Origin of the sequence: Streptomyces sp. Wb2n-11, assembly GCF_001049855.1 — a bacterium.
GTDB lineage: Bacteria > Actinomycetota > Actinomycetes > Streptomycetales > Streptomycetaceae > Streptomyces > Streptomyces altiplanensis.
This window is the reverse complement of the sequence record NZ_CVPB01000001.1, coordinates 5,662,929-5,687,500: the sequence shown is the minus strand read 5'-3', so window position 1 is coordinate 5,687,500 and position 24,572 is coordinate 5,662,929. Positions and strand designations below refer to the sequence as shown.

22 protein-coding genes, 1 tRNA gene and 1 pseudogene are annotated in these 24,572 nt (G+C 71.5%); 7 read left to right on the top strand and 17 right to left on the bottom strand.

Going from position 1 to position 24,572, the window contains the following annotated elements; translation table 11 throughout:
• Positions 1 to 40: 40 nt before the first annotated feature.
• The 4 genes from mshC to BN1555_RS25905 all read right to left on the bottom strand — a co-directional run bounded on the left by mshC (position 41) and on the right by BN1555_RS25905 (position 3,508).
• A complete protein-coding gene (gene mshC, locus BN1555_RS25920) occupies positions 41 to 1,270 on the bottom strand; it encodes a cysteine--1-D-myo-inosityl 2-amino-2-deoxy-alpha-D-glucopyranoside ligase (RefSeq protein ID WP_093801627.1) in 1,230 nt (409 codons plus the stop codon).
• A gap of 90 nt (positions 1,271 to 1,360) precedes the next feature.
• Positions 1,361 to 2,200 carry an SCO1664 family protein gene (locus BN1555_RS25915; protein WP_093801626.1) on the bottom strand — a complete coding sequence of 280 codons (840 nt, stop codon included), beginning with the start codon at positions 2,198 to 2,200 and terminating at the stop codon, positions 1,361 to 1,363.
• Entirely contained in the window at positions 2,164 to 2,754 is a 591-nt protein-coding gene (locus tag BN1555_RS25910; RefSeq protein WP_093801625.1) for a DUF3090 domain-containing protein, read from the bottom strand. The genes BN1555_RS25915 and BN1555_RS25910 overlap by 37 nt, the downstream gene beginning before the upstream one ends.
• Positions 2,755 to 2,821: 67 nt before the next feature.
• On the bottom strand, positions 2,822 to 3,508 hold the full coding sequence (locus tag BN1555_RS25905; protein WP_093801624.1) for a histidine phosphatase family protein: 687 nt from the start codon (positions 3,506 to 3,508) through the stop codon (positions 2,822 to 2,824).
• Positions 3,509 to 3,567: 59 nt separating this feature from the next.
• Here BN1555_RS25905 and corA point away from each other — a divergent pair, with 59 nt between their 5' ends.
• The gene (corA, locus tag BN1555_RS25900) at positions 3,568 to 4,560 is read left to right on the top strand and encodes a magnesium/cobalt transporter CorA (protein ID WP_093801623.1); all 993 of its coding nucleotides are present in this window, start codon (positions 3,568 to 3,570) and stop codon (positions 4,558 to 4,560) included.
• Positions 4,561 to 4,579: 19 nt separating this feature from the next.
• Here corA and BN1555_RS25895 read toward each other — a convergent pair.
• A pseudogene (locus tag BN1555_RS25895) lies at positions 4,580 to 5,380 on the bottom strand (ferritin-like domain-containing protein).
• 229 nt (positions 5,381 to 5,609) lie between these two features.
• Entirely contained in the window at positions 5,610 to 6,659 is a 1,050-nt protein-coding gene (locus BN1555_RS25890) for an LLM class F420-dependent oxidoreductase (RefSeq protein ID WP_093801622.1), read from the bottom strand.
• A 149-nt stretch (positions 6,660 to 6,808) separates the two neighbouring features.
• Between BN1555_RS25890 and BN1555_RS25885 the strand changes: the two genes are divergently transcribed.
• Positions 6,809 to 7,792 carry an aldo/keto reductase gene (locus BN1555_RS25885; protein ID WP_093801621.1) on the top strand — a complete coding sequence of 328 codons (984 nt, stop codon included), beginning with the start codon at positions 6,809 to 6,811 and terminating at the stop codon, positions 7,790 to 7,792.
• Positions 7,793 to 7,925: 133 nt separating this feature from the next.
• On the top strand, positions 7,926 to 10,103 hold the full coding sequence (locus tag BN1555_RS25880; RefSeq protein ID WP_255306455.1) for a helix-hairpin-helix domain-containing protein: 2,178 nt from the start codon (positions 7,926 to 7,928) through the stop codon (positions 10,101 to 10,103).
• Between the two features lie 21 nt (positions 10,104 to 10,124).
• On the opposite strand, the gene BN1555_RS25875 is transcribed toward BN1555_RS25880, so the two are convergent.
• Positions 10,125 to 10,814: a hypothetical protein gene (locus BN1555_RS25875; RefSeq protein ID WP_093801619.1), complete on the bottom strand. Its 690-nt coding sequence runs from the start codon at positions 10,812 to 10,814 to the stop codon at positions 10,125 to 10,127.
• Positions 10,815 to 10,861: 47 nt separating this feature from the next.
• Between BN1555_RS25875 and BN1555_RS25870 the strand changes: the two genes are divergently transcribed.
• Complete coding sequence (locus BN1555_RS25870) at positions 10,862 to 11,050, top strand: DUF5703 family protein (RefSeq protein ID WP_093801618.1); 189 nt, start codon at positions 10,862 to 10,864, stop codon at positions 11,048 to 11,050.
• A 59-nt stretch (positions 11,051 to 11,109) separates the two neighbouring features.
• Here BN1555_RS25870 and BN1555_RS41350 read toward each other — a convergent pair whose 3' ends face one another.
• The 3 genes from BN1555_RS41350 to BN1555_RS25855 form a co-directional block, all read right to left on the bottom strand.
• Entirely contained in the window at positions 11,110 to 11,880 is a 771-nt protein-coding gene (locus BN1555_RS41350) for a chaplin (RefSeq protein WP_369689036.1), read from the bottom strand.
• 175 nt (positions 11,881 to 12,055) lie between these two features.
• Positions 12,056 to 12,289, bottom strand: coding sequence for a chaplin ChpH (gene chpH, locus BN1555_RS25860; protein ID WP_093801616.1), 234 nt, complete (start codon positions 12,287 to 12,289; stop codon positions 12,056 to 12,058).
• A 145-nt stretch (positions 12,290 to 12,434) separates the two neighbouring features.
• Positions 12,435 to 13,760: a M20/M25/M40 family metallo-hydrolase gene (locus BN1555_RS25855; protein ID WP_093801615.1), complete on the bottom strand. Its 1,326-nt coding sequence runs from the start codon at positions 13,758 to 13,760 to the stop codon at positions 12,435 to 12,437.
• A gap of 136 nt (positions 13,761 to 13,896) precedes the next feature.
• On the opposite strand from BN1555_RS25855, the gene BN1555_RS25850 reads away from it, so the two are divergent.
• Positions 13,897 to 13,984 (top strand) — tRNA-Leu (locus tag BN1555_RS25850).
• A gap of 38 nt (positions 13,985 to 14,022) precedes the next feature.
• Here BN1555_RS25850 and BN1555_RS25845 read toward each other — a convergent pair.
• The 5 genes from BN1555_RS25845 to BN1555_RS25825 form a co-directional block, all read right to left on the bottom strand.
• The gene (locus BN1555_RS25845; RefSeq protein WP_093801614.1) at positions 14,023 to 14,655 is read right to left on the bottom strand and encodes an MBL fold metallo-hydrolase; all 633 of its coding nucleotides are present in this window, start codon (positions 14,653 to 14,655) and stop codon (positions 14,023 to 14,025) included.
• Positions 14,652 to 15,740 (bottom strand): S-(hydroxymethyl)mycothiol dehydrogenase, encoded by a 1,089-nt coding sequence (locus BN1555_RS25840; RefSeq protein WP_093801613.1) that lies wholly within the window; start codon positions 15,738 to 15,740, stop codon positions 14,652 to 14,654. The genes BN1555_RS25845 and BN1555_RS25840 overlap by 4 nt, the downstream gene beginning before the upstream one ends.
• 653 nt (positions 15,741 to 16,393) lie before the next feature.
• Positions 16,394 to 17,854, bottom strand: a complete 1,461-nt coding sequence (locus BN1555_RS25835) for an amino acid permease (protein WP_093801612.1) — start codon at positions 17,852 to 17,854, stop codon at positions 16,394 to 16,396.
• Positions 17,847 to 18,584 (bottom strand): FadR/GntR family transcriptional regulator, encoded by a 738-nt coding sequence (locus tag BN1555_RS25830; protein WP_093801611.1) that lies wholly within the window; start codon positions 18,582 to 18,584, stop codon positions 17,847 to 17,849. The genes BN1555_RS25835 and BN1555_RS25830 overlap by 8 nt, the downstream gene beginning before the upstream one ends.
• Before the next feature lie 99 nt (positions 18,585 to 18,683).
• Positions 18,684 to 19,385: a FadR/GntR family transcriptional regulator gene (locus BN1555_RS25825; RefSeq protein ID WP_093801610.1), complete on the bottom strand. Its 702-nt coding sequence runs from the start codon at positions 19,383 to 19,385 to the stop codon at positions 18,684 to 18,686.
• A gap of 135 nt (positions 19,386 to 19,520) precedes the next feature.
• Here BN1555_RS25825 and BN1555_RS25820 point away from each other — a divergent pair, with 135 nt between their 5' ends.
• Positions 19,521 to 20,036: a gluconokinase gene (locus tag BN1555_RS25820; RefSeq protein ID WP_093801609.1), complete on the top strand. Its 516-nt coding sequence runs from the start codon at positions 19,521 to 19,523 to the stop codon at positions 20,034 to 20,036.
• A 33-nt stretch (positions 20,037 to 20,069) separates the two neighbouring features.
• Complete coding sequence (locus BN1555_RS25815) at positions 20,070 to 21,467, top strand: GntP family permease (RefSeq protein WP_093801608.1); 1,398 nt, start codon at positions 20,070 to 20,072, stop codon at positions 21,465 to 21,467.
• 440 nt (positions 21,468 to 21,907) lie between these two features.
• On the opposite strand, the gene BN1555_RS25810 is transcribed toward BN1555_RS25815, so the two are convergent.
• Complete coding sequence (locus BN1555_RS25810) at positions 21,908 to 23,461, bottom strand: APC family permease (protein ID WP_093801607.1); 1,554 nt, start codon at positions 23,459 to 23,461, stop codon at positions 21,908 to 21,910.
• 71 nt (positions 23,462 to 23,532) lie between these two features.
• Positions 23,533 to 24,483 (bottom strand): hypothetical protein, encoded by a 951-nt coding sequence (locus BN1555_RS25805; RefSeq protein WP_093803648.1) that lies wholly within the window; start codon positions 24,481 to 24,483, stop codon positions 23,533 to 23,535.
• Positions 24,484 to 24,572 lie beyond the last annotated feature (89 nt).

Below are 24,572 nucleotides of genomic sequence, written 5' to 3'. Positions count from 1 at the left end.
TCTCCGGGAGAGGGCCGGGGGCGGCAGGGCCGGAAAGCGACTACAGGGCCACGCCCAGCAACGCGTCGACGGCGCGCGACACGACGCCGGGGGCACCCTCGTCCGTACCGCCCTCGGACGCCTGACGTGCGGCCCAGCGGTCCACGGCGGCGAGTGCGGCCGGGGCGTCGAGGTCGTGGGAGAGGGCCTCGCGGATCTCCTCGACCACGGCGTCGGCGGACGGCCCGTCGGGGCGGGAGACGGCCGCGCGCCAGCGCCCGAGCCGCTCCAGGGCGTCCTCGAGCACCTGGTCCGTCCACTCCCAGTCGGCCCGGTAGTGGTGGGCGAGCAGGGTGAGGCGGATCGCGGCCGGGTCCACACCGTCGCGGCGCAGCTTCGACACGAAGACCAGGTTCCCCTTGGACTTCGACATCTTCTCGCCGTCCAGGGCGACCATCCCGGCGTGGACGTACGTCTTGGCGAACGGGTACTCGCCGGTCAGCGCCTGGGCGTGGGACGCCCCCATCTCGTGGTGCGGGAAGGCGAGGTCCGACCCCCCGCCCTGCACGTCGAAGCCCATCCCCAGGTGGTCCAGGGCGATCGCCACGCACTCGATGTGCCAACCGGGCCTGCCGCGGCCCAGCGAGGCGCCGTCCCAGCTCGGCTCGCCGTCACGGGCGGCCATCCAGAGCATCGGGTCGAGCGGGTTCTTCTTGCCGGAGCGCTCGGGGTCGCCGCCGCGCTCGGCGGACAGCAGCCGCATCGCGTCGGCGTCGAGCCCGGAGACCTCGCCGAAGTGCGGGTCGGCCTCGACGGAGAAGTACACGTCCCCTTCGAGCTCGTACGCCGCGCCCGCGTCCCGCAGCCGCTCGATGAGCGGCACGATGCCGGGTATCGCTTCGACGGCGCCGATGTAGTGCTGCGGCGGAAGCATCCGCAGGGCGGTCATGTCCTCGCGGAACAGCGCTGTTTCGCGCTCCGCGAGTTCGGTCCAGTCCTGTCCGTCGCGGATCGCCCGCTCCAGCAGCGGATCGTCTACGTCCGTGACGTTCTGGACGTAATGAACCTGCCGCTTGGTGTCGAGCCACACGCGCTGTACGAGGTCGAACGCGTTGTAGGTCGCCGCGTGACCGATGTGGGTCGCGTCGTACGGCGTGATGCCGCAGACATAGATACGGGCGACGGGACCGGGGTCGAGGGTGATCAACCCACTGGTCGCGGTGTCGTGGATCTGGAGGTCGCGGCCCTTGCCAGGCAGGGCGGGGACCTCAGAAGCGGGCCAGGCATGCATGCCTTGAGCGTAACCGGATGCAGGTTCCGGATACGAACCGGATACGGAAACGCGTCCGGTAAGCCACTCTTGCGCAGGCGCGCCGAACGGCTACACCGGTGGCCACGGAATGGCCGGCCAGTCGCCGCCCGGCTCCGGGTGGCGGGCCGTCGTGCGCAGTGCCGCCACCCGCTCCCGCAGCGCCTCCGCCTCCACCGGGGTGATCAGTTCGGCCATACGGGTGGCGAGCGGGCGCCCGGGAGCCAGTTCCTCCGACAACCGGGCCAGCACCTCGACGGCCTCCGCCGTCAGCGGCTCCCCCGCCCAGCCCCACAGCAGGGTTCGGAGCTTGTCCTGCGCGTGGAAGGTGACGCCGTGGTCGATGCCGTACAGCTTCCCGCCCGCGGCCGGCAGCAGGTGGCCGCCCTTGCGGTCGGCGTTGTTGATGACCGCGTCGAGGACCGCGAGGCGGCGCAGGCGCGGATCGTCGGCATGGACGAGAAGCGCCGTGCGCCCCTCCCCCACCTCGGCGAAGGCGATCGCCTTCCAGCCCTCGGCCGGCTCGTCGTCCTCGACAAGGGCCAGCAGGCCGCCGTCGGCCCCTTCCGGGTCCGTCTCGATCCACAGCTGGCACATGCCCTCGCCGTACGGACCGTCGCGCAGCACGGTCGGCGGCACCAGGCCCCACCCCGTCGCCTGCGAGATCTCGTACGCCGCGACCTCGCGCTGGGCGAGCGTACCGTCGGGGAAGTCCCACAGCGGCCGCTCGCCGGCGACCGGCTTGTACACGCAGGACGCCGTCACGCCCTCGTACTCGATGCCGCAGTGGAGCACCGCGTTGGACGCTTCACGGACGCGTCCGCGCACCGTGAGCTGCCCCTTCACCAGCACGGTGAGGAGGTCGTCCACGGAGGTCACGCTCCGCGGCGGTATCCGTTCTGACGCGGGCATACGTGTCCCTCCGGGTCGAGCGGCAGGCTGCACAGCGGGCACGGCGGCCGGCCCGCGTTGACAACGTCGAGGGCACGCTTGGCGAAGGCCCTGGCCTGCGCACCGCTGAGCCGGACCCGCAGCATCGGCGGGCCGTTCTCCTCGTCCTGGAGCAGACGCTCCTCGGCTTCCGCGAGATCCTCGTCGGTCTCCACGTCCAGCTCGACGAGGGCCTGCGCCTCGATGATCATGCGCTGTTCCTGGCCGTCCCAGGCCAGCGCCATGGTGCCGACGCGGAACTCCTCCTCGACAGGTGCGTCCAACGGCGCGCTGTCGGTGACTTCGGCGGGGGCCACGGCCGGCACGGGGGCGCTGCCCCCGGTGCGGCGCACCACTTCGTCGAGCAGCTCGTCGATCCGTTCGGCGAGCGCGGCCACTTGGGCCTTCTCCAGGGCGACGCTGGTGACACGGCCGGCCGCGGATGCCTGCAGGAAGAACGTACGGCGTCCAGGCAGCCCGACCGTACCGGCCACAAAGCGGTCCGGCGGGTCGTAGAGGAACACCTGACGGGACACGTTCTGTCTCCCTTGAAATCGTCTGTACGCGCGGTCTCGGGCGCGTCCACCCTACTGCGCGGAGCGATCACGGTGCGCCCGCGCCGCCCCCTACGGCCGCGTCCCCGTCATTGCCGCTCTCCCGCGGCACCAGCGGGGCGAGGTCCCCGGTGTCGCCGAGGCGCACGAGAAAGGGGCGGAGCCCGGTGTACCGGATGGCCGTCAGGGAACACGGATCCACGTGAATCCGCTGGAAGAGGTCGAGATGAAGGCCCAATGCGTCCGCGACGACGGACTTGATGATGTCGCCGTGCGAGCACATCACGTAGACGGCGTCCTCGCCGTGTTCGGCCTCGATGCGCGCGTTCCAGTCCCGTACGGCGTCGACCGCGCGCGCCTGCATGGCGCGCATCGACTCCCCGCCGGGGAACGTGACGGAGGAGGGGTGCTGCTGCACGGCGGCCATCAGCGGCTCGTCGGCGAGCTCGGCGAGCTTGCGGCCCGACCAGTCCCCGTAGTGGCACTCCCCTATCCGCTCGTCGGTGTGCAGCGGGAGACCGGGCCGCGCGTCGAGCAGCGGCCGGAGGGTCTGCCGGCAGCGTTCCAGGGGGCTGCTGACGGCGGCGGCCAGCGGCAGTCCGGCCAGCCGACCGGGAAGGGCGGCCGCCTGGGAGGCGCCGCGCTCGTCGAGCGTGACACCTGGTGTCCAGCCGGCGAGCAGCCCGGCGGTGTTGGCGGTGGAGCGTCCGTGGCGTACGAGGATCAGCGTGGCCATGAGGGCCAGCCTAGGCGGAGGAGGGCCCGGGGGTGCGCCCGGGGCCGTACCGGGGGAGAATGCGCGCCGTGATCGTCGACTGTGCCATCTACCGGGAAGGGTGCCGCACCGAGGGCCCTTCCGATTTTTCCGACGCCCTCTCCGAAGCGCGGGCCACCGGCGACGCTTTCCTGTGGATCGGGCTGCATGAGCCCACCGAGAAGGAATTCGACCTCGTGAGCAGTGAGTTCGGCCTGCACCCGCTGGCCGTCGAGGACGCCCTGCGCGCCCATCAGCGGCCCAAGCTGGAGGTGTACGACGACTCGCTCTTCGCGGTGCTGAAACCGGTGATCTACGAACCGGAGAGCGACACCGTGACGACGGGCGAGCTGATGGTCTTCGTGGGCGACTCGTTCGTGGTGACGGTGCGACACGGCGAGGGGGCGCCGCTGGCCGCCGTACGCCACCGCCTCGAAGCCGACCCCGGCGTCCTGCGGCACGGCCCCACCGCCGTCCTGTACGCCGTGAGCGACGCCGTCGTCGACCACTACATAGACGTCGGCGCGGAGCTCCAGACCGACCTGGAGGAACTGGAGGCGGAAGTCTTCGCGCCGGACGGCGGCGAGTCCAGGAACACCGCTTCGCGGATCTACACGTTCAAACGGCAGGTACTCGAATTCCGCCGCGCGACCGTGCCGCTCGCCCAGCCCATGCTGCGGCTGTCGAGTCCTGGCCTGCCGTTCGTCGACGACCACGCGCAGCCGTTCTTCCGGGACGTCAGTGACCACCTCACCCGCGCGAACGAGCAGGTGGAGGCGCTCGACCGGCTGCTGTCCGACATCCTGTCCGCGCATCTCGCACAGATGAGCGTGCGGCAGAACGACGACATGAGGAAGATCTCGGCGTGGGCCGCGATGGCGGCCGTCCCCACGATGGTCGCGGGCGTCTACGGCATGAACTTCGAGCACATGCCCGAGCTGAAGTGGGTGTGGGGCTACCCCGCGGTGATCCTGTTGATGGTGGTGTGCGAGGTCGGCCTGTACCGCCTGTTCCAGCGCCGGGGCTGGCTCTGACGGACGGCCGCCGTGCCGGTCAGAGGATTCCGGCGGCGGACGTCGCCGGGTCTCCCGCCGGGCCCCCCAGCGCGTCGCGCCGTCGCGGCATCGTCAGGCCGACCACGCGCCGCCGGCCGCCGAGGCGCTCGTACGCGTACCCGGCGTGGATCCCCGCCGTCGGAGCGGCGAACTTGGACCCGGGCCACTTCAGGACGCGCCCCGTGTGGGCCATGACGGCGAGGCTGACGTCCCGGTAGACACGGCTCTCCGCCACGGCGCACTCGCGCAGGACCCGCTGGATCGTACGGCCGTGTCCGGCGCGGGCCAGCCGGAGCAGTTCCTCGTGGCAGTACGCGAGGTGGTCCTCCTCGTCGTGGCTGGTCGTCCCGAACGGCCTGCCCACTTCGGGGTGGTCGCCGAAGTACTTGACCAGCATGTCCATCTGACCGGCGGCCCGCTGCTCGGTCACCCGGCTGTGCGAGAGGTGGACGAGGACGTCCTTCCCGGTCAGCGGCTCGTCGCGGCGCGGCTTGTCGTGGGCGAGGCCGCTGCCCCGCCGTTCGAGCAGCATCGTGTAGTTGGTCTACGGCGGGACCGGAACCGGTTCGAGGTTCCGCTTCCTGAGCAGGGCGTTGAAGATCCGGCCGTGCTTGTCCTCGTCGGCGCCGTGCCGGGTGATCTTCGGGGCGAGGGACCTCGTGCTCCCGGGCACCAGGGCCGCGATCCGGCCGTTCTCCCAGCCGCCCTGGGTCTCGCCGCCGGCGGCTATGGAGCAGAAAAGCCGGAAGGAATCGTCGTTGTCGAGGATCTCCTGGAAAAGACTCCGGGGCGAGAGCACCACTGGCACCTCCATGCAGACATCCGCAAAGAGCACGTCAAATGCGGCACGGGAGGGCAGGCAACAGCTGCGCCCGTCAACTCGGCCGGAAGGATGGGCCCCGGGGCGGCGCGGACGCGTAACCCCACCGGCCCGTACGGCGTTGTTGTGCATGACGGCCGTGGCGGGGAAGACCCCCGAGCCCCCACCACGGCCGCAGACTTTCCTTCCGCCGCCCCGCCCCGCCGGGTTACGCGAGACCCGCGCGCTCCAGAGCCTCGGTGCCGGCGCGCAGGGCCGTGATCCGCTCGTCGAGCGTGAACCCCGCGGGGGCCAGCGTCAGCGTCGTCACTCCGGCGGCCGCGTACGCCGCCATCCGGTCGGCGATCCGCTCCACGGGGCCCAGCAGGGTGGTCTGGTCGATCAGCCGGTGCGGGATCGCTGCGGCGGCGCCCGCCTTGTCGCCGGACAGGTACTTGTCCTGGATCTCGGCGGCTTCCTTCTCGTAGCCCATGCGCTGCGCGAGCCGGTTGTAGAAGTTCTGCTCGCGGCTGCCCATGCCGCCGACGTACAGCGCGGTGTACGGACGGAACAGGTCGGCCAGCGCGTTCACGTCGTCGCCGACCGCGAGCGGCAGCGTGGGGCAGATGTCGAAGTCCTCCATGGTCCTGCCGGCCTTCTCCCGGCCCGCGCGCAGGTACTGGATCGCCGTGTCCTCGATGTGTTCGGCGGAGGGGAAGATCAGCAGGGCGCCGTCGGCGATCTCGCCGGTCTGCTCCAGGTTCTTGGGGCCGATCGCGGCGATGTAGAGCGGGATGTGCTCGCGCTGCGGGTGGACGGTGAGCTTCAGCGGCTTGCCGGGGCCGCCGGGCAGCGGCAGCGTCCAGTGCCGCCCCTCGTACGACAGGCGCTCGCGGGTCATGGCCTTGCGGACGATCTCGACGTACTCACGGGTGCGGGCCAGCGGCTTGTCGAACTTCACGCCGTACCAGCCCTCGGACACCTGCGGGCCCGAGACGCCGAGTCCGAGGCGGAAGCGGCCGCCGGAGAGGGAGTCGAGGGTGGCGGCGGTCATCGCCGTCATGGCGGGCGTACGGGCCGGGATCTGGAAGATCGCGGAGCCGACGTCGATGCGCTCGGTCCGGGCCGCGACCCAGGAGAGCACGGTGGCGGCGTCCGAACCGTAGGCCTCGGCGGCCCAGCAGACGTCGTAGCCGAGCCGGTCCGCTTCCTGGGCGACGGCCAGATTGTCGCCGTCCGCCCCCGCGCCCCAGTAACCGAGGTTGATGCCGAGCCGCATGCCACTCCCCTTACTGATCAGTAACGTACCTGTGCGGGGACTCTAGCGCGCGAGGCCCCCATCCGTCAGGGGCGCGAAGGGCGGGCACTCGGGTGCGGGTTGTCCACAGGTCACCTGCGCGACGGCCCCCGGCCAGTAATCTCGCGCCCATGGAGCAGAGGCATCTCGGCCGCACGGGCCTGCGCGTATCGAGGATCGGGCTCGGCACTCTCACCTGGGGGCGGGGCACCGACGAGCACGACGCCGCCGATCTGTTGAAGGCGTTCTGGCGCGCGGGCGGCACGCTCGTCGACACGGCGGACGTGTACGGCGACGGAGACGCGGAGCACCTGCTCGGACACCTCATGGAACGGCTCGTTCCGCGGCGGGACATGGTCATCGCGACCAAGGCGGGCAGCGTGCCCGACCCCGACCGGCGCTTCGACGGCTCGCGCGGCCATCTGCTGGCGGCGCTCGACGCGTCGCTGGAGCGGCTCGGTACGGATTACGTCGATGTGTGGCAGGTGCACGCCTTCGACGCGGCGACGCCGCTCGACGAGACGCTCCAGGCGCTCGACATCGCGGTCGGCAGCGGCCGGGCGCGGTACGCGGGGGTGTCCAACTTCTCCGGCTGGCAGCTGGCGAAGGCCGCCACCTGGCAGCTCGCCGCGCCCGGTGTACGCACCCGGCTCGCCAGCACACAGATGGAGTACTCACTGCTCCAGCGCGGTGTGGAGCGGGAGGTACTGCCGGCCGCGCTCGATCTGGGGGTCGGGCTGCTGCCGTCGTCGCCGCTCGGCCGGGGCGTGCTCACCGGCAAGTACCGGCATACCGTACCGCCCGACTCGCGCGGTGGGTCGGAGCAGTTGTCGGGGTTCGTCGCGCCGTACCTCGGCGACGCGTCGGGCCGGATCGTGGACGCGGTCGCGACGGCCGCGGACGGGCTCGCCGCGACCACACTCCAGGTGGCCCTCGCCTGGGTCCGGGACCGGCCGGGCGTGGTGGCCCCGATCGTGGGCGCGCGCAACGCGCAGCAGCTCAGGGAGGCATTGTCAGTGGAGACGCTTAGTCTTCCGGATGAGATCTGCCAGGCGCTCGACGATGTGTCGGCGCCCATGCACCGCTACCCCGACCAGGACTGGAGCACGCTGTGACTGCGCTTCCCCGGGGGCAACCCCCGGACCCCCGGCCGAAGACCGCGACACCGCCGCGGCGGACGGCGCCGACCCGACCACAGGTTCTGCCGACACGGCGCCAGAAGCCGCGGTGGGCGGCCCGGTGGACGACGTGACGGACGCCGAGAGGCGTCCGGAGCTCACCGGCGAGGACGCGGGGGCCGGCGCCGGGGGGACGGCGGACCGTGACAGTGATGGTGCCGGCGACGGTGACGGTGAAAGCACGGTGGACGACGAAGGGCCGTCGAGCGGTGGCGAGGCCGCTGCTGAGGCCGGCGGTGCGCCGCAGTTGTCGGAGGCCGAGGCAGAGCTCGCCGCCCAGCGGGCGTTGCGGGAGCGGATCGAGCAGCGCAAGGCCGAGAAGACCGCGCCCGTCGAGGCCGGTGCCAAGCTGAGCGGGCAGGCCGCCGAGCTGCTCGCGGCGGTACGGGCCGTGGAGAGCGGCGCGAAGTCCGGGGACGCGTTCTTCGCCTCCCCGGCGCCCGCGCCGCGCCGCGCCGCGCCCGAGCCCGCTCCTGTCCCGGCCGCGCCGGCACGGGCTGCCGCCCCCGCCCCCGCCGCGCCGGAGGCCGTGGCGTCCGTACGGGCCGTACTGACCGAGGGCGGCGCCCCCGAGGCGCTGGCCGGGCCGGTCGCGGGCGTACTCGGGGAGCAGGCCGGGCAGGTGCTGCGCGACGACCCGTGGCAGCTGCTGTCCGTGCCCGGGGTGCGGCCCGAACAGGCCGACGGATTCGCGCGCGCACTGCTCGGCGCCGAGTGCGGTCCCGGCGACGAGCGCCGGACGGCGGCGCTCGTCGGATGGCTCCTGGAGCGGGCGGCGGTCCGGGGCCACACCGTCCTGGAGTCCGGCGCCGTCCGCAAGGCGCTGACCGAGCACAAGGTGCCCGACCCGGACGAGGCCGTTCGGAACGCGGTCGCCGAGGGCGTGGTGCTGGCCTTCCAGGACGGCGCGCAGGACGGCGCGGCCGACGAGTCCGACAGCGAGGAGCCGGTGGAGGTCCTGCTGGGGCTCGACCGGTACGCCCTCGCCGAGGAAAGCCTCGCCGAGGGCTTCGCCCGGCTGGCCAGTACGTTCGGCAACGCGGCGGAAACGGCCGACTGGGACGCCGGCGGCGTCTCGCCCTCCGCCGCCGAAGTGATCCGCGCCGTCGCCGCGAACGGCCTGGTCGCCCACAGCGGCGGTGAGGCCGCCCGTGCCGAACCGGCCGCGCTGGTCGCCACGGCACGCCGCCTCGGCCTGCGGGCGTACGCCGCGTCGCACAGCGCCGACGGCCGCCGGCGTCTCGCCGCCGCGCTCGACGACGCGTCGGCCTCGGTCACCGTCTCCGGCCTGCTCGCCGGGGCCGAGGGCCCCGGCCGGGACGAGGACGGCGCGTTCGCCCTCGATCTGCTGGTCGTGCTGGACGCCCCGCAGCTGGACGTGGAGAGCGCCGCGGTCCTCGTGGAGTCGCTGGCGGACGGCACCCGGCTCGTCCTCAGCGGCGATCCCCACGTGCTGCCGTCCGCGGGCGCGGGCCGGGTCTTCGCGGACCTGCTGGCCTCCCGCGCGTGCCCGTACATCGTCTCGCGTACGCCCGACCCCGGCCCGATCGGTGAGCTGGTCTCCGGTATCGCGATCGGCGAGCTGAACCAGGTCGAGGCGCCCGGCAGGGAGGTGGTGATCGTTCCGGTCCGTGACGCCGGGGAGGCCGTGCACCGGACCGTCCAGCTGGTCGCCGACTCGGTGCCGCGCGCCTTCGGGGTGTCCGCCGCGCAGACCCAGGTGATCACCCCCGGGCACGGCGGTTCTGCGGGCACCCGCGCGCTCAACGCGGCGCTCAAGCAGCGACTCAACCCCGGCCCGGGCCGGTTCGGCGGCTTCGACCCGGGAGACCGGGTCGCCCACGTCCCGGCGCCCGGCAGGACGCTGCCCGGCACGGTCGTCTCGGCGGACGCCGACGGCCTGCACCTCGACTGCGAGGGCACGCCCGTCGTCGTACCGAAGGACCGGGTGGAGACCGAGGTACGGCACGCCTGGGCGCTCACCGCACACCAGGCGACCGGGATGCGGTGGCCCGCGGTCGTGGTCGTCCTGCCCGGTGACGCCGCCCCGGCGCTGGACCGCCCGTGGATCTACACCGCGTTCAGTCGCGGGGAGCGGCACCTGTCCGTGGTCCACGGCGTCGACCAGGCACTGCCCCGCGCGGTGGCCGAGATCCCGGACCGGCCCCGCACCACGCGGCTGCGCACCCTGCTCCAGCCCCTCGCCGCACGGCCGGACGAGCAGCAGGGCGAGCAGCCCGCCCCTTAGGAGGGCTGCGGAGGCGGACGGTCAGCGCTGGTCGTGGCCGTCCGCCTCGTCCAGCTCGTCGTCGAAGACGGAGCTGACGTCGAAACGGCACACGACCCGCTGCGGATCGGCCTGCTCGAAGGGGGCGTTCAGCCACTCCCCCGGCTCGGGCAGGTCCTCCGCGGCGGCGACCCACAGGGTGGAGTCGCCCTCCTCCAGCCCGAACTCCTTGTGCCGGGAGGCGATTTCGTCCGGCTCGTACTCGCCGAAGAGCACGCCCAGGGCAGCATGGACACTGCCGCCGACGACCGCCGCCGTACCGCTCCGCTCGTCGGTGTCGAGATCGGTGTCGGCGTCGATCACCGGGCCGTCGACGTCCGGGTCGAGATCGGCGATCCGCTGTGCCTGGGCGAGCAGCCGTTGCGTCCCCACCACCGCGTAGTCGCGACGGATGAGGACGGTCACCGCATTGGGCTCCTCGGGCCCGGTGTACGGCGGCATGGAGTCGTCCGACCCCGGGATCTCGAAGGGCGTGACCTCGTCGTACCGGTCGTAGAGCCGCTCGTCGTACGCCTCGGCGGCCGCGGCGAGCTCGTTGAACGCGTCGTAGACGGCCGGGTCGTCGTCCCCGGTGCGGCGTTCGACCGCGTCGAGGTGACGGTCGAGCGCGACTTTGACCGCCTCGGCGGCGGCGCGTACCTCGGCAGCGGTGGGATGCGCAGCATCAGACATAGTGCAGACGCTATCCGTACCAGGGCTCTGCCCGCACAATAGATGCGATGCCGGAATACGAATTTGTCGACGTGTACGTACCGCGCGGGGTCTCCCGCAAGGACGCGACCCGTCTGCTGACCGACCATGCCGAGTACGGACACTGGGAGTTGGACCGACTGAGTCTGCACCGGGACGGCAGCCGCCGCGTGCGGTTGCGCAGGCGGATCATCCGTCAGCTTCGCGCCACCTGGTGAAGACGGATCGGGCCCCGCGATCGCGGGGCCCGATCCATTCCTGCCGGCGCTTTCCCGCGTTACGCCGCGGAACGCGCCCTGCGGTACAGCACCGCACCGGCCAGCAGCAGCCCCGCCCCGGCCGGGACGATCACGCCGAGCGGAGTGCCGGCACCGGTCTCGGCCAGCGCTTCGGTGCCCTTGGGCTGGGTGATGGTCCGGGTGTCCGGTTCGTTCGGGGTTCCCGGCTTGCCGGGCGTCGCCGGCTCCTCCGGCTCCGCGGGCGCGTCCGGCTTCTCGGGGGTTTCCGGCGAGCCCGGGTTGCCCGGCTCCTCCGGCTCTCCGGGGTTGCCCGGCTCCTCCGGCTCCTCCGGCTCTCCGGGATCGCCCGGCTCCTCCGGCTCGCCCGGCGGTTCCTCGGTGCCCGGTCCCGGCGGAGTCCCGGTGGAGTCGTTGCCGCAGTCGTTGCCCGCGGCGGGGTTGGCGAGGCCGCCGACGGTGACGCTGTTTCCGCAGACGTTCACGGGGGCGTCGACCGGCACCTGGACGTGGTTGCCCGAGCCGACACCGGGGGAGTTGCTCGCGTGCCCTTCGGCCGCCGCTCCGCCCCCGTCGTGGTTCTTGCCGGGCTTCGAGCCCTTCGAGTCATTGGCGCAGCGATTGCCGACGGCGGGATTGAGCACCCCGATGACATTCACGGTGTTTCCGCACACATTGATCGGGGCGTTCACCGGAGCCTGTACGGAATTCCCGGACAGTACGCCCGGGGAATCCGAAGTGGATCCTTCGGCCCCCGAGCCGGCGTGCGCGTTTCCGCCCCCCACAGCCAGCAGACCGCTCGCGGCCGCCATGGTGATCAGGCTGTTTCTCGTTACCTGACGCATTCGTACGTTCCCCTGCCTCTTGCCTTCACCGAATACCCACGGGACGTTGCCGACCGCAGGTCGAACGCCCGGCGACCCCGGAGTGCGTGGCGCGCACTCCGGGGCCGCCCGGGCTCAGACCCTTACGGGTGCATGCCCAACGTCACTTGTTGATGCAGGTGTTGCCGAAGGCGGGGTTCAGCAGCCCGATCACGGAGACCGTGTTGCCGCACGCGTTCACCGGCACGTGGATCGGGGCCTGGACGACGTTGCCCGAAAGCACGCCGGGGGAACCGGCAGCAGCACCCTTGGCACCCGCGTCGGCAACGGCCATGCCCGCGCCGGCCAGAACCAGACCACCAGTAGCAGCCGCAGCAGCGACGACCTTCTTGATCATTACTTTTCCTCCTTGTTGGCAAATGCGGTTCAGCCGCGAACCACACCCCTCGTAACGAAGGGAAAGCAATTGGGCTACTAGCGTATGGTCGCATTCACTCTTTTCGGTTGAATAGCACACTCGGCCGATTATTGGGATTTTCGTTTCAGCAGTTGTCCAGGAAACGGTCCAGGACGCGCACGCCGAACTTCAGCCCGTCCACCGGAACCCGCTCGTCGACGCCGTGGAACATCCCGGCGAAGTCCAGCTCGGGCGGCAGCTTCAGCGGCGCGAAGCCGAAGCAGCGGATCCCGAGGTCGTCGAAGGACTTGGCGTCGGTGCCGCCGGAGAGCATGTACGGGACGGCGCGCGCGATGGGGTCCTCGGCCCTGAGCGCCACCTGCATCGCGTCGACGAGGCCCCCGTCGAAACTGGTCTCCAGGGCCTTGTCGCCGTGCACGTCCTCGCGCCGTACGCGCGGGCCGAGGATCCGGTCGAGGTCGGCGAGGAACTCGTCCTCGTACCCGGGCAGGAAGCGTCCGTCGACGTGCGCGGTCGCCTGCCCGGGGATCACGTTCACCTTGTAGCCCGCGCCGAGCATGGTCGGGGCGGCGGAGTTGCGCAGCGTGGCGCCGATCATCTTCGCGATGCCGCCGAGCTTGGCGAGCGTCGCGTCCATGTCCTCGGGGTCGAGCGGAGTGCCGAGCGCGTCCGAGAGCTCGTCCAGGAAGGACCGCACGGTCTTGGTGACCCGCACCGGCCACGTGTGCCGCCCGAGCCGCCCCACGGCCTCGCACAGCTCGGTGATCGCGTTGTCGCTGTTGGTCATCGAGCCGTGGCCGGCCGTGCCGTCCACGGTGAGCCGCATCCAGTGCATGCCCTTCTGCGCCGTCTCCACGAGATAGAGCCGCAGGTTCTCGTTGACGGTGAAGGAGAAGCCGCCGACCTCGCCGATGGCCTCCGTGACGCCGTCGAAGAGGTCCGGGTGCTTGTCGACGAGGTGCCGGGCCCCGTACGTGCCGCCCGCCTCCTCGTCGGCGAGGAAGGCCAGCACGATGTCGCGCGGGGGCTTGCGGCCGCTGCGCATCCTGTCGCGCACGACCGCGAGGGTCATCGCGTCCATGTCCTTCATGTCGACCGCGCCCCGGCCCCACACGCAGCCGTCCGCGATCTCGCCCGCGAAGGGGTGGTGCGTCCAGTCCTGGGCGTTGGCCGGTACGACGTCGGTGTGCCCGTGGATGAGCAGTGCGGGCTTGGACGGGTCCTCGCCCTCGATCCTGGCCACGGTGGAGGCCCGTCCCGGGTGGGACTCGAAGATCTGCGGTTCGAGCCCCACCTCGGCGAGCTTCTCGGCGACGTACTCCGCCGCGGCGCGCTCCCCCGGCCCCGAGTGGTCTCCGTAGTTGCTGGTGTCGATCCTGATCAGGTCACGGCAGAGATCGACGACCTCGTCCTCGCCCGGAACCGTCCGGTCCGTCTTCGACTCGCTCACGCTGCTTCCTCCCACTGGCGTTGCTGGTGGTCGCCCTCATCCTCCCGCTGCCGGTCAGGGGGTGTGATCAGGGGGTCTGAATGTTTGCTATGGTTTTCCACGTCGGAACGGCCCAGGGCCGCGAGACAGACACCTTGTCCGGGTGGCGGAATGGCAGACGCGCTAGCTTGAGGTGCTAGTGCCCTTTATCGGGCGTGGGGGTTCAAGTCCCCCCTCGGACACCAGCGAAGAACCCCCAGTGGAACTGGGGGTTCTTCTGTTTTCAGTGCCCTCTGGTGATCCACTCCTGGAGGTGCGGGGCCTCCGCGCCGATGGTGGTCCCGTCACCGTGGCCGGTGCGGACGGCCGTGTCCGGCGGCAGGGCGAGCAGCCGGTCGCGGATCGAGTCGATGATCGTCGGGAAGTCCGAGAAGGACCGGCCGGTGGCGCCGGGGCCGCCGGCGAAGAGGGTGTCGCCGGTGAAGACGGTGGCCAGCTCCGGGGCGTACAGGCAGACCGCGCCGGGGGCGTGTCCCGGGGTGTGCAGGACGGTCAGTGCGGTGCCGGCGACGGTGAGGGTCTGGTTGTCGGTGAGCTCGCCGTCGGGAGCGCGGCCGGGGTGGGTGTGCTTCCACAGGGGCAGGTCGTCGGGGTGCAGGAGGATCGGCGCGCCGGTGGCGGCGGCGAGGGCCGGTGCCGCGTCGATGTGGTCGTTGTGGGCGTGCGTGCAGACGATGGCGCGCAGGGTGCGGCCGCCGAGGGCGGCCAGGATGGCACCGGCGTCGTGGGCGGCGTCGATGACGATCGCCTCGGTGTCGTCGCCGACGATCCAGACGTTGTTGTCGACCTCCCAGGTGCCGCCGTCGAGGGAGAAGGTGCCGGAGGTGGTCAGGTGGTCGATGCGTGCGGAGGTCATGCGAATTCCACCACCGAGCGCAGTACGTCGCCCTGGTGCATGCGGGTGAAGGCCTTCTCGACGTCGCCCAGGCCGATGGTCTCGGTGACGAAGGCGGCGAGGTCGATGCGGCCCTGCTGGTGCAGGTCGATCAGCATCGGGAAGTCGCGGGAGGGCAGGCAGTCGCCGTACCAGGAGGACTTGAGGGCTCCGCCGCGGCCGAAGACGTCGATCAGGGGGAGTTCCAGGGTCATGTCGGGGGTGGGGACGCCGACGAGGACGACGGTGCCGGCCAGGTCGCGGGCGTAGAACGCCTGCTTGTACGTCTCGGGGTGGCCCACCGCCTCGATGACCACGTCGGCGCCGAAGCCGCCGGTGAGTTCGCGGACGGCCTCCACGGGGTCGGTGGAGCGGGAGTTGACGGTGTGGGTGGCGCCCATGGTGCGGGCGGTCGCCAGTTTGCGGTCGTCGATGTCGACCGCGATGATCTTCGACGCGCCCGCGAGCCGGGCGCCCACGATCGCCGCGTCGCCGACGCCGCCGCAGCCGATGACGGCGACCGAGTCGCCGCGGGTGACCCGGCCGGTGTTGATGGCGGCGCCGATGCCCGCCATGACGCCGCAGCCCAGCAGCCCGGCGACGGCGGGCGAGGCGGCGGGGTCGACCTTGGTGCACTGGCCGGCCGCGACCAGGGTCTTCTCGGCGAACGCGCCGATGCCGAGTGCCGGGGACAGCTCGGTGCCGTCGGACAGGGTCATCTTCTGCTTCGCGTTGCGGGTGTCGAAGCAGTACTGGGGGCGGCCGCGCAGACAGGCCCGGCACTGGCCGCACACCGCACGCCAGTTGAGGATGACGAAGTCTCCGGGGGCGACGCCGGTGACGCCTTCGCCGACCGTCTCGACGATGCCCGCCGCCTCATGGCCGAGGAGGAAGGGGAAGTCGTCGTTGATCCCGCCCTGCTTGTAGTGCAGGTCGGTGTGGCAGACCCCGCACGCCTGGATCTTCACGACGGCCTCGCCGGGACCGGGATCGGGAATCGTGATCGTCTCCACCCGCACCGGCTCGTTCTTCCCCGGGGCGATTACCCCCTGGACCTGCTGTGTCATAGGTGGACTTCCTTCCTCACGCATGGAGTACGGGGACCGCTTCCGCACCGTACCCGCTCCGCGGACCGGCGTCGCAGACCCGCTGTCCGCCCACGCGGGTGCCGGCGGGTCCCGGCGGTCTTCCCGGGCGGCGCCGCGACGGGACGTGGTCCAGCGCCTCGCGTACGGCGCGGCCGCCGGGGGCGTGGAAGGAGGCCTGGACGCCGGGGGCGTCCGGTGCGGTGACGTACCGGCGCAGTCCGGCGGGGCGGCGAAGCCGGTGCCGCGGCCGGCCGTGGGGCAGCCGGGACGCGCACGTGGCCCGTCCGGCAGGGATCTTCGCGAAGGCACCGCCGCGATGGGCGGGCTCTCGGGCCGACTGTGCGGCCCCGGGCCCCGCCCGGGGCCGAGCGGTGCGCGCCCGCCTCCCGGGCGACGCTGCGTGCCGGGGCCTCGGCGGTGCCTCCGGCGGATGCGGTCGTGTTCGTGGGGTGAGTGCTCCGGCCACGACCGCGCCGTACGTATCGGCGGCCCCGGTGGTGGCCTCGTGCCGCGGCCGTCGCGCCGGCGTGCGGCGGCCGCGGCGCGGCTCCAGGAGTCGTGTGCGCGGCAACGCACGGAGGGTGGCACCCCGCCGTGGGGTGCCACCCTCCGCGTCGTACGGAGCGGGCGGGCTAGACGTGCTTGCGGTCCGCCGCCAGCACGGCCACCCGCTTGCGGACCACGAACCAGCCGCCGACCAGGGCCGCCGCGATCAGCGGGAGGCACATCACGGTCGTCCGGCCGATGCCGCCGCCCCACCACATCAGGACGACGACGCTGGCGAGGAAGACCAGCGTGACGATCTGCGTGTACGGGGCCCAGGGCAGCTGGTAGGAGGGGCGGGTGACCTTGCCCTCCCGGGCGCGGCGCCAGAAGAGCAGCGAGCACAGCATGATCATGCCCCAGGTGCCGAGGATGCCGATCGACGCGAAGTTGAGGACGATCTCGAAGGCCTCGCCGGGCATGACGTAGTTGAGGCCGACGCCGAGGACGCCGAAGCCGGCGGTGAGCAGGATGCCGCCGTACGGGACCTGGCCCTTGTTCATGCGGCCCGTGAACTTCGGCGCGGAGCCCGCCAGCGCCATGGAGCGCAGGATGCGGCCGGTGGAGTACAGGCCGGAGTTCAGGCTGGAGAGGGCCGCCGTCAGCACGACGAGGTTCATCACGTCGGCGGCGCCGGGGACGCCGAGCTTGTTCATGACGGTGACGAAGGGGCTCTCGTCGCCGGAGTACGCCGTGTACGGGAGCAGCAGCGCGAGCAGGACGACCGAGCCGACGTAGAACAGGCCGACGCGCCACATGATCGAGTTGATCGCCTTCGGCATGATCTTCTCGGGGTTCTTGGTCTCACCCGCGGCGACGCCGCACAGCTCGACCGAGGCGTATGCGAAGACGACGCCCTGGATGACCAGGAGCATCGGCAGCATGCCGACCGGGAACAGGCCGCCGCCGTCACTGACGGTGGAGAAGCCCGGAGTGTGGCCGTCGAGCTGGTGCTGGGTGACGACGAGGTAGATGCCGATGGCCATGAAGACCACCAGGGCGGCGACCTTGATGATCGCGAACCAGAACTCCATCTCGCCGAAGTACTTCACCGAGATCAGATTCGCGGTGAGGACGACGGCGAGGGCGATCAGGGCGAGGATCCACTGGGGCACGTCGCTGAACATGGCCCAGAAGTGGGCGTAGGTCGCGGCGGCCGTGATGTCGGCCACAGCGGTGGTCGACCAGTTGAGGAAGTACAGCCAGCCCGCCGCGAAGGCGCCCTTCTCCCCCATGAACTCACGGGCGTACGACACGAAGGCGCCGGAGGACGGGCGGTAGAGGACCAGCTCACCCAGCGCACGGACGACGAAGAAGGCGAAGACGCCGCAGATCGCGTAGGCGATGGCCAGGGACGGGCCCGCGCCTGCCATGCGTCCGCCCGCGCCCAGGAACAGGCCGGTGCCTATCGCTCCGCCGATGGCGATCATGTTGATGTGGCGGGACTTGAGGTCCTTGCTGTAACCCTCGTCACCCGCGTCGACATGTGGGGATGTCGGCACAGGGTCGGCGGGACCGGCCGGGGCCGCAGACAGAGTGCGGTCACTCATGAATTTTTTCGCCTTCATTTGGGGGGAGTGCGGCGCCGGGCCGCACGATCGCGTGAAGAGTGATCTCGACGTGTTCGAGGTGGGCGGCCATCGCCTGTACGGCCGCCCCCTCGGAGCCGCGGACGATGGCGTCCACGAGGGCCCGGTGCTCGAGATCCGACTGGCGTCGCCGGTCCCCGAGCTGGTTCAGGAAGGTGGACTGCCGGGCGAGGGCGTCCCTGATCTCTTCGATGATCTTGCGGAAGACAGGATTGCCCGAAGTCTGTGCGACACAGGTGTGGAAGAGCGTGTCCAGCGTCACCCAGGCGGCGGGATCGGACTCCTGCTCCATCTTCCCGATCAGATGCGTCAGCAGGTCGACATCGTCCTGCGTCCGCCGAAGAGCAGCGTAACCCGCGACGGGGATCTCGACATGCCGCCGCACTTCGAGCAGGTCGCGGGAGGAGTACGCGCCGAAGACCGGATTCTGGTCGGGCCCGCTCGCCGCGACGTACGTGCCCTTGCCGGCCCGGGAGACCGTGAGGCCGAGCGCCTGGAGGGCGCGCAGGGCCTCCCGCACGACGGAGCGGCTGACCTCGAAGCGTTTGCCGAGCTCCGCCTCCGTCGGAAGTTTCTCACCGACGGCGAGCTCTCCCCGCTCTATCGCGTCCCGGAGGTGGGTGAGGACGGCTTCCATCGCGCTGATGCGCCGGGGTGCGCCGCCACCTGTCCGGCTGTCTGACAAGACCATGCGGAGAATGCTCGGAGGTCGGACATACAAGCGTCAAGAGTGACCAGAGAGTTGATTTGAAGCAAAGAAAAGGATAACGAGGCGGACATTAAGGGCGTATCACGGGGCGAGAACGTCGAGCTCCTGGAGGGCGCCGACGGCGATCTCGCGGGTGAGCCGTTCGGCCCGTACCGCGTCGCCCTCCCTTACGGCTTCGGCGACTTGGACGTGCAGCGTGACGGCCGCGGGGTCCGGGTCCTCGAACATCACCTGGTGCCTGGTACGCCCGCTGAGGACCTCCGCCACCACGTCGCCGAGCCGGGCGAACATCTCATTGCCTGATGCACGCAGTACGACGCGGTGGAAGGCGATGTCGTGCACGAGGTACGCGTCGAGCTGCCGACCGCGCGAGGTGGCGACCATGCCGAGTGCGCGCTCGGTGAGCTCCGCGCACTGCTCCGGGGTCGCGAACTGCGCGGCGAGTCCGGCGGCCACCGGCTCCACGGCGGAGCGCAGGACGGTCAGGGAGCGCAGCTGGCGGGGGCGGTCGGCGCCGGCCAGCCGCCAGCGGATGACCTGCGGGTCGTAGACGTTCCACTGCTCGGTGGGGCGCACGGTCACGCCCACCCGGCGCCGGGACTCCACCAGGTGCATCGACTCCAGGACCCGGACCGCCTCACGGACCACCGTGCGCGAGACGTCGAAGCGCTGGGCGAGCTCGTCCGTACGCAGCACGCTGCCGGGCGGGTACTCACCGGCGGTGATCGCGGGACCGAGGCTTTCCAGCAGCTGGGCGTGCAGTCCCCGGGCCTGGTTGGTCATGGGGTCAGCGTACGGGGCACCCTGCGGAAACAAAAAGTACGACGTTTATGTCACAGCCTCTTGAATACGTCGTACCTAATAGGTTTCAGTAGCGCGACGGACCGATGTCGAAGAAGACAGCGAGGCACTCGACTCATGAACAGCCCCCACGTCGTCGTGGTGATGGGCGTGGCAGGGACCGGCAAGACCACCATCGGTCCCCTGCTCGCCGAACGGCTCGACGTTCCGTACGCCGAGGGTGACGACTTCCACCCCCCTGCCAACATCGCCAAGATGTCCGCCGGCACCCCGCTGGACGACTCGGACCGGTGGCCCTGGCTCGACTCGATCGGCCGGTGGGCGCACGGCAGGGCCGGGCTCGGCGGCGTCGTGAGCAGCTCCGCGCTCAAGCGGTCCTACCGCGACCGGCTGCGGGCGGCCGCCCCCGGCGCCGTGTTCCTGCACCTCACGGGCGACCGGGAACTGATCGAGGAGCGGATGCGGGAGCGCAAGGGCCACTTCATGCCCACCGCCCTGCTGGATTCGCAGTACGCCACCCTGGAGCCGCTCCAGGAGGACGAGGCGGGCGTGTCCGTGGACGTCTCCGGCACCCCCCAGGACATCACCGAGCGAGCCGTCGCGGCCCTGCGCCGGCTCGACGGCGGCCAGTAAGACTTCAGGAAGAACTTCAGAAAGAAGAAGACCGTGACCAGTCTCAGCGTCGAGACGCTGGCAGCGGACGCCGTCGAGCCGATCACCTCGGCGGGCAACGGCCAGTTGGGGATAGCAGTCCTCGCGGGCATCGCCGTCATCGTCCTGCTCATTACGAAGTTCAAGCTCCACGCCTTCCTGGCGCTGACCATCGGGTCGCTGGCGCTCGGGGCGTTCGCGGGTGCCCCCCTCGACAAGGCCATCTCCAGCTTCTCGACCGGCCTCGGCAACACGGTCGCGGGCGTCGGCGTACTGATCGCGCTCGGCGCGATCCTCGGCAAGCTGCTCGCCGACTCCGGCGGCGCGGACCAGATCGTCGACACGATCCTCGCGAAGGCGAGCGGCCGGGCGATGCCCTGGGCGATGGTGCTGATCGCGAGCATCATCGGCCTGCCGCTCTTCTTCGAGGTCGGCATCGTGCTGCTGATCCCGGTGGTGCTGCTGGTCGCCAAGCGCGGCAACTACTCGCTGATGCGGATCGGCATCCCGGCGCTGGCCGGTCTGTCCGTGATGCACGGGCTGATCCCGCCGCACCCCGGCCCGCTGGTCGCGATCGACGCGATCGGCGCCAACCTGGGCGTCACGCTGGCGCTCGGTGTGCTCGTCGCGATTCCGACCGTGATCATCGCGGGGCCGCTCTTCTCGAAGTACGCCGCCCGCTGGGTCGACGTACCGGTGCCCGAGAAGATGGTCCTTCAGCGTCCGTCCGAGGACCTGGAGCGCCGTCCCGGCTTCGGCGCAACCGTCGCCACGGTGATGCTGCCGGTCGTGCTGATGCTGGCCAAGGCGCTCGTGGACATCGTGGTCAACGATCCCGAGAACGTCGTCCAGCGGGTCACGGACGTCATCGGCTCGCCGCTGATCGCGCTGCTCGCCGCCGTGCTGGTGGGACTCTTCACGCTGGGCCGCGCCGCCGGGTTCACCAAGGACCGCCTCTCCTCGACCGTCGAGAAGTCGCTCGCCCCGATCGCGGGCGTGCTGATGATCGTCGGCGCGGGCGGCGGCTTCAAGCAGACGCTCATCGACGTGGGCGTCGGCCAGATGATCCTGGACTTCTCCGAGGACTGGGCGATCCCGACGCTGCTGCTGGCCTGGCTGATCGCCGTCGCCATCCGGCTCGCGACGGGCTCGGCGACCGTGGCCACCATCTCGGCGGCCGGTCTCGTCGCCCCGCTCGCGGCCGACATGTCGACGTCGCACACGGCGCTGCTGGTGCTCGCGGTGGGGGCGGGATCGCTCTTCTTCAGCCACGTCAACGACGCCGGGTTCTGGCTGGTGAAGGAGTACTTCGGGATGGACGTCGGCCAGACCGTCAAGACCTGGTCGGTGATGGAGACGATCATCTCGGTGGTCTCGCTGGTCTTCGTGCTGCTGTTGTCACTCGTCCTTTAGGCCCTGGCCGGCGGGGCCCTGTGCTCCGCCGCCCCCAACGGGTTTTCCCGTTCCGCCCGTTGACGGTCCGCAGTCCCGGTGCGCATGCCGCGCCGGGACTGCGGCGCATCAGGGCCGTCCCCATGTGTCCGGCGACCGCCGCCCCCATGGCGAAGTCGGGCCGGCCGCAAACGAAGGTGGCTGCACCGGGCCGCCGTGCGCGTGGCCGAGCGGCTTGACCCGCGCGCGCAGCGCGAGCGGTACGTCCGCCCGGCGGGCCTGCCGGAGGGTGCGGCTCCCGCTGCACGTACCGGGGACGGGGCGGCGGCCGACGGGAGCGCCGCCGCCGTCCGGGCCTCCGGTTGGCTGAGGAGTCACAGGACGATTCGAGCACCCGCGGCCGCAGGGGCCGGGGACCGCGGGTGCCCGTCGGACTTCCGTCCGACCCGCCCCGGACGCCGTCAGGCTTCGGTGGCCTGCTTCTCCAGCTGGAACGCCTCGTTGCCCAGGCCGATCCGGGCGTGCACCTCGGGCTTCGCGCGGCGCAGTACGGCGCCGTACACCAGGCCCGCGGCGAGTGCGGCGCCGATGACGCCCGGCAGGACCCAGTTCAGTGCGGAGCCCGGGCCCGCGCCCACGAGCACGCCGAAGTCCTTGACCGTGTAGAACGCGATGACCAGCAGGGCCGCCCCGGCGGTGCCGGAGGCCACCAGGCGTCCCGCCTGCGCCCGGCCGGCCCCGCGGCGTACGAAGAAGGTGATGACCGCGAGCGACGCGGCGGCCATCAGCACGATGACGCCGAGCGCGCCGACGTTGCCCATCCAGGTGAACAGGTGCAGCACCGGCACGGTCGGGTCGCCGGCCGGTGTGTCGTCGGTGAGCGCGAAGGCGAGGACGACGGCCGCGGACACACCGGACTGGAGCAGGGAGCCGGCGGCGGGCGCGCCGCTCGTCTTGTTCGTACGTCCGAAGGATGCGGGCAACAGGCCCTCGCGGCCCATCGCGAAGGCGTACCGCGCGACGACGTTGTGGAAGCTGAGCAGCGCCGCGAACATGCCGGTCACGAAGAGGATGTGGAGTACGTCGGTGAAGGTGGGGCCGAGCCTGCTCTCGGTGAGGGCGAAGAGGAGGCCGGGTCCCTGTTCCCCCGCCACCTTGACGATCTGGCCTGGGCCGGCCGCGACGCTGAGCGCCCAGGCGCTCAGCGCCAGGAAGAGCGCGGCGTAGCCGACGGCGAGGAACATCACGCGGGAGACGACGATCTGCGGGCGGCTGGTCTCCTCGGCGTACACCGGGGCCTGCTCGAAGCCGACGAAGGCGGCGATGCAGAAGCAGAGCGCGGTACCGAGTCCGGCTCCGGTGAGGGTCTCGGGGTTGAACGCCTGGAGGGACAGGCCCTCCTTGGCCGGGTCGGCGATCGCGGCCACGTCGAAGATCACGACGAGCGCGCACTCGACGACCAGCAGGACGCCGAGCACCTTGGCGTTGAGGTCGATCTTGAGCCAGCCGAGCGCGCCGACGACCAGCACGGCGAGGAGTGCGGGGATCCACCAGGCGAGGGTGATGTCGAGGTAGGTGGCGAAGATCCCGGAGATCTCGAAGCCGAGGATGCCGTAGATGCCGACCTGCATGGCGCTGTACGCGACGAGGGCGACCAGGGAGGCTCCGGCGCCGGCGGTCGGGCCGAGGCCGCGGGCTATGTAGGCGTAGAAGGCGCCGGCGTTGTGGACGTGGCGGCTCATCTCGGCGTATCCGACGCTGAACAGCATCAGGACCACGCCGAGGATGACGAAGAGGAGGGGCTGTCCGACGACGCCCATCACGCCGTATGTAGTGGGCATGACACCTGCGACGACCATGAGCGGGGCGCTCGCGGCCAGCACGGACAGCAGGAGACCCGTCGTGCCGAGGCGGCCGGCCCGCAGCGCGCGCTCCTGCCCCTTGTACGTACGGATCTCGCCGCTTGCGCCGGCGCTTCTGCTCTTCTCGCTCGTGCTCGAACTGCCCGTCGACATGGCGGGGTTGTCCCTTCGCTTCGGTGACGTGTCGTGCGGAGTCATGTGATTCGGTGACGTGCCGTGCGGAGTCATGCGATGCCGAGCGCGGCACGGCGCGCGGCGCGGAAAGCCCGCTGCGGGTCCCGGTCGGGGTACGACCACGGGGCTTCGGTGGCGTGCGGGCCGATGCGGTTGAGGAGGGCGGCCGCCTCGGCGGACCTGCCTTCGCAGAGCTTCGCGTGGGCCAGGAAGTTGAGGTCGACGAGGCGGCGCGGGTGCCCCTCGTGCTCCCACTCCAGCCACCAGTCGAACGCCGTCTTCATCACCTGGCGGGCGCGGCGGCCCGTCCAGTGGCCGGATGCCCCGGGGTCCTTCGACTCACGGCCCGCGACGGCGAGGGCGCGGTAGCGCTCGGCGTGGGCGACCACGGGGAGTACGGCGAGCGGGGAGTCGGCCGGGGCCTGCTCGGCGGCCCAGGCGGCGAAGTCGTACACCTCGTGGAGCGGGTCGCTGCCGGTGTCCGGCCTGCGTTCGGCGAGGCGGGCCGCCATCAGGTGGTGGGCGTGGTGGTGCTCGGGGTGGCGCAGCCGTACCTGGTCGAAGAGCTGGGTGACTTCTTCCTCCGTGCCGAGGGAACGGGCCAGGAGCAGCAGGGCCAGCCAGGGAGTCGGGTCGGCGGGCGCGTGCGCGGCGGCGCGGCGGCACGCCTCGCGCGCCAGGGCCTCGGGCTCCTTGCCGCGCAGTGCGCCGAGGACGGCGGCGCAGGCGACGAGGGTGACGGCGTCGGCGCTCTCGGGCTCGGCGAGCACCCAGTCCCCGGCCCAGGCGGCGGCGCCGGCGGCCTGGGCGAGCACGACGAGGCGGTGGCCCCGGCGGTCCCAGTCGTCACCGGTCGCGGCGATCAGGGAACGGGCCCTGGTCCAACGGCCCTGGGACAACTGGGCACGTACGGCGACGAGTTCGGTGTCGTCGAGGGCGGGGTCGAAGGAGTGGTCGGTCCGGCGGCGGGAGCGGCCGAGGGGTGGCGGAGGTGGGGGCATCCGCGGGTCCTCCACGGCGCAGAGTGCGAGCATCTGATCGCGCACAGCAAAGCGGTAGGGGGCGCTTCACGTCAAGGCCGGTCTGGACC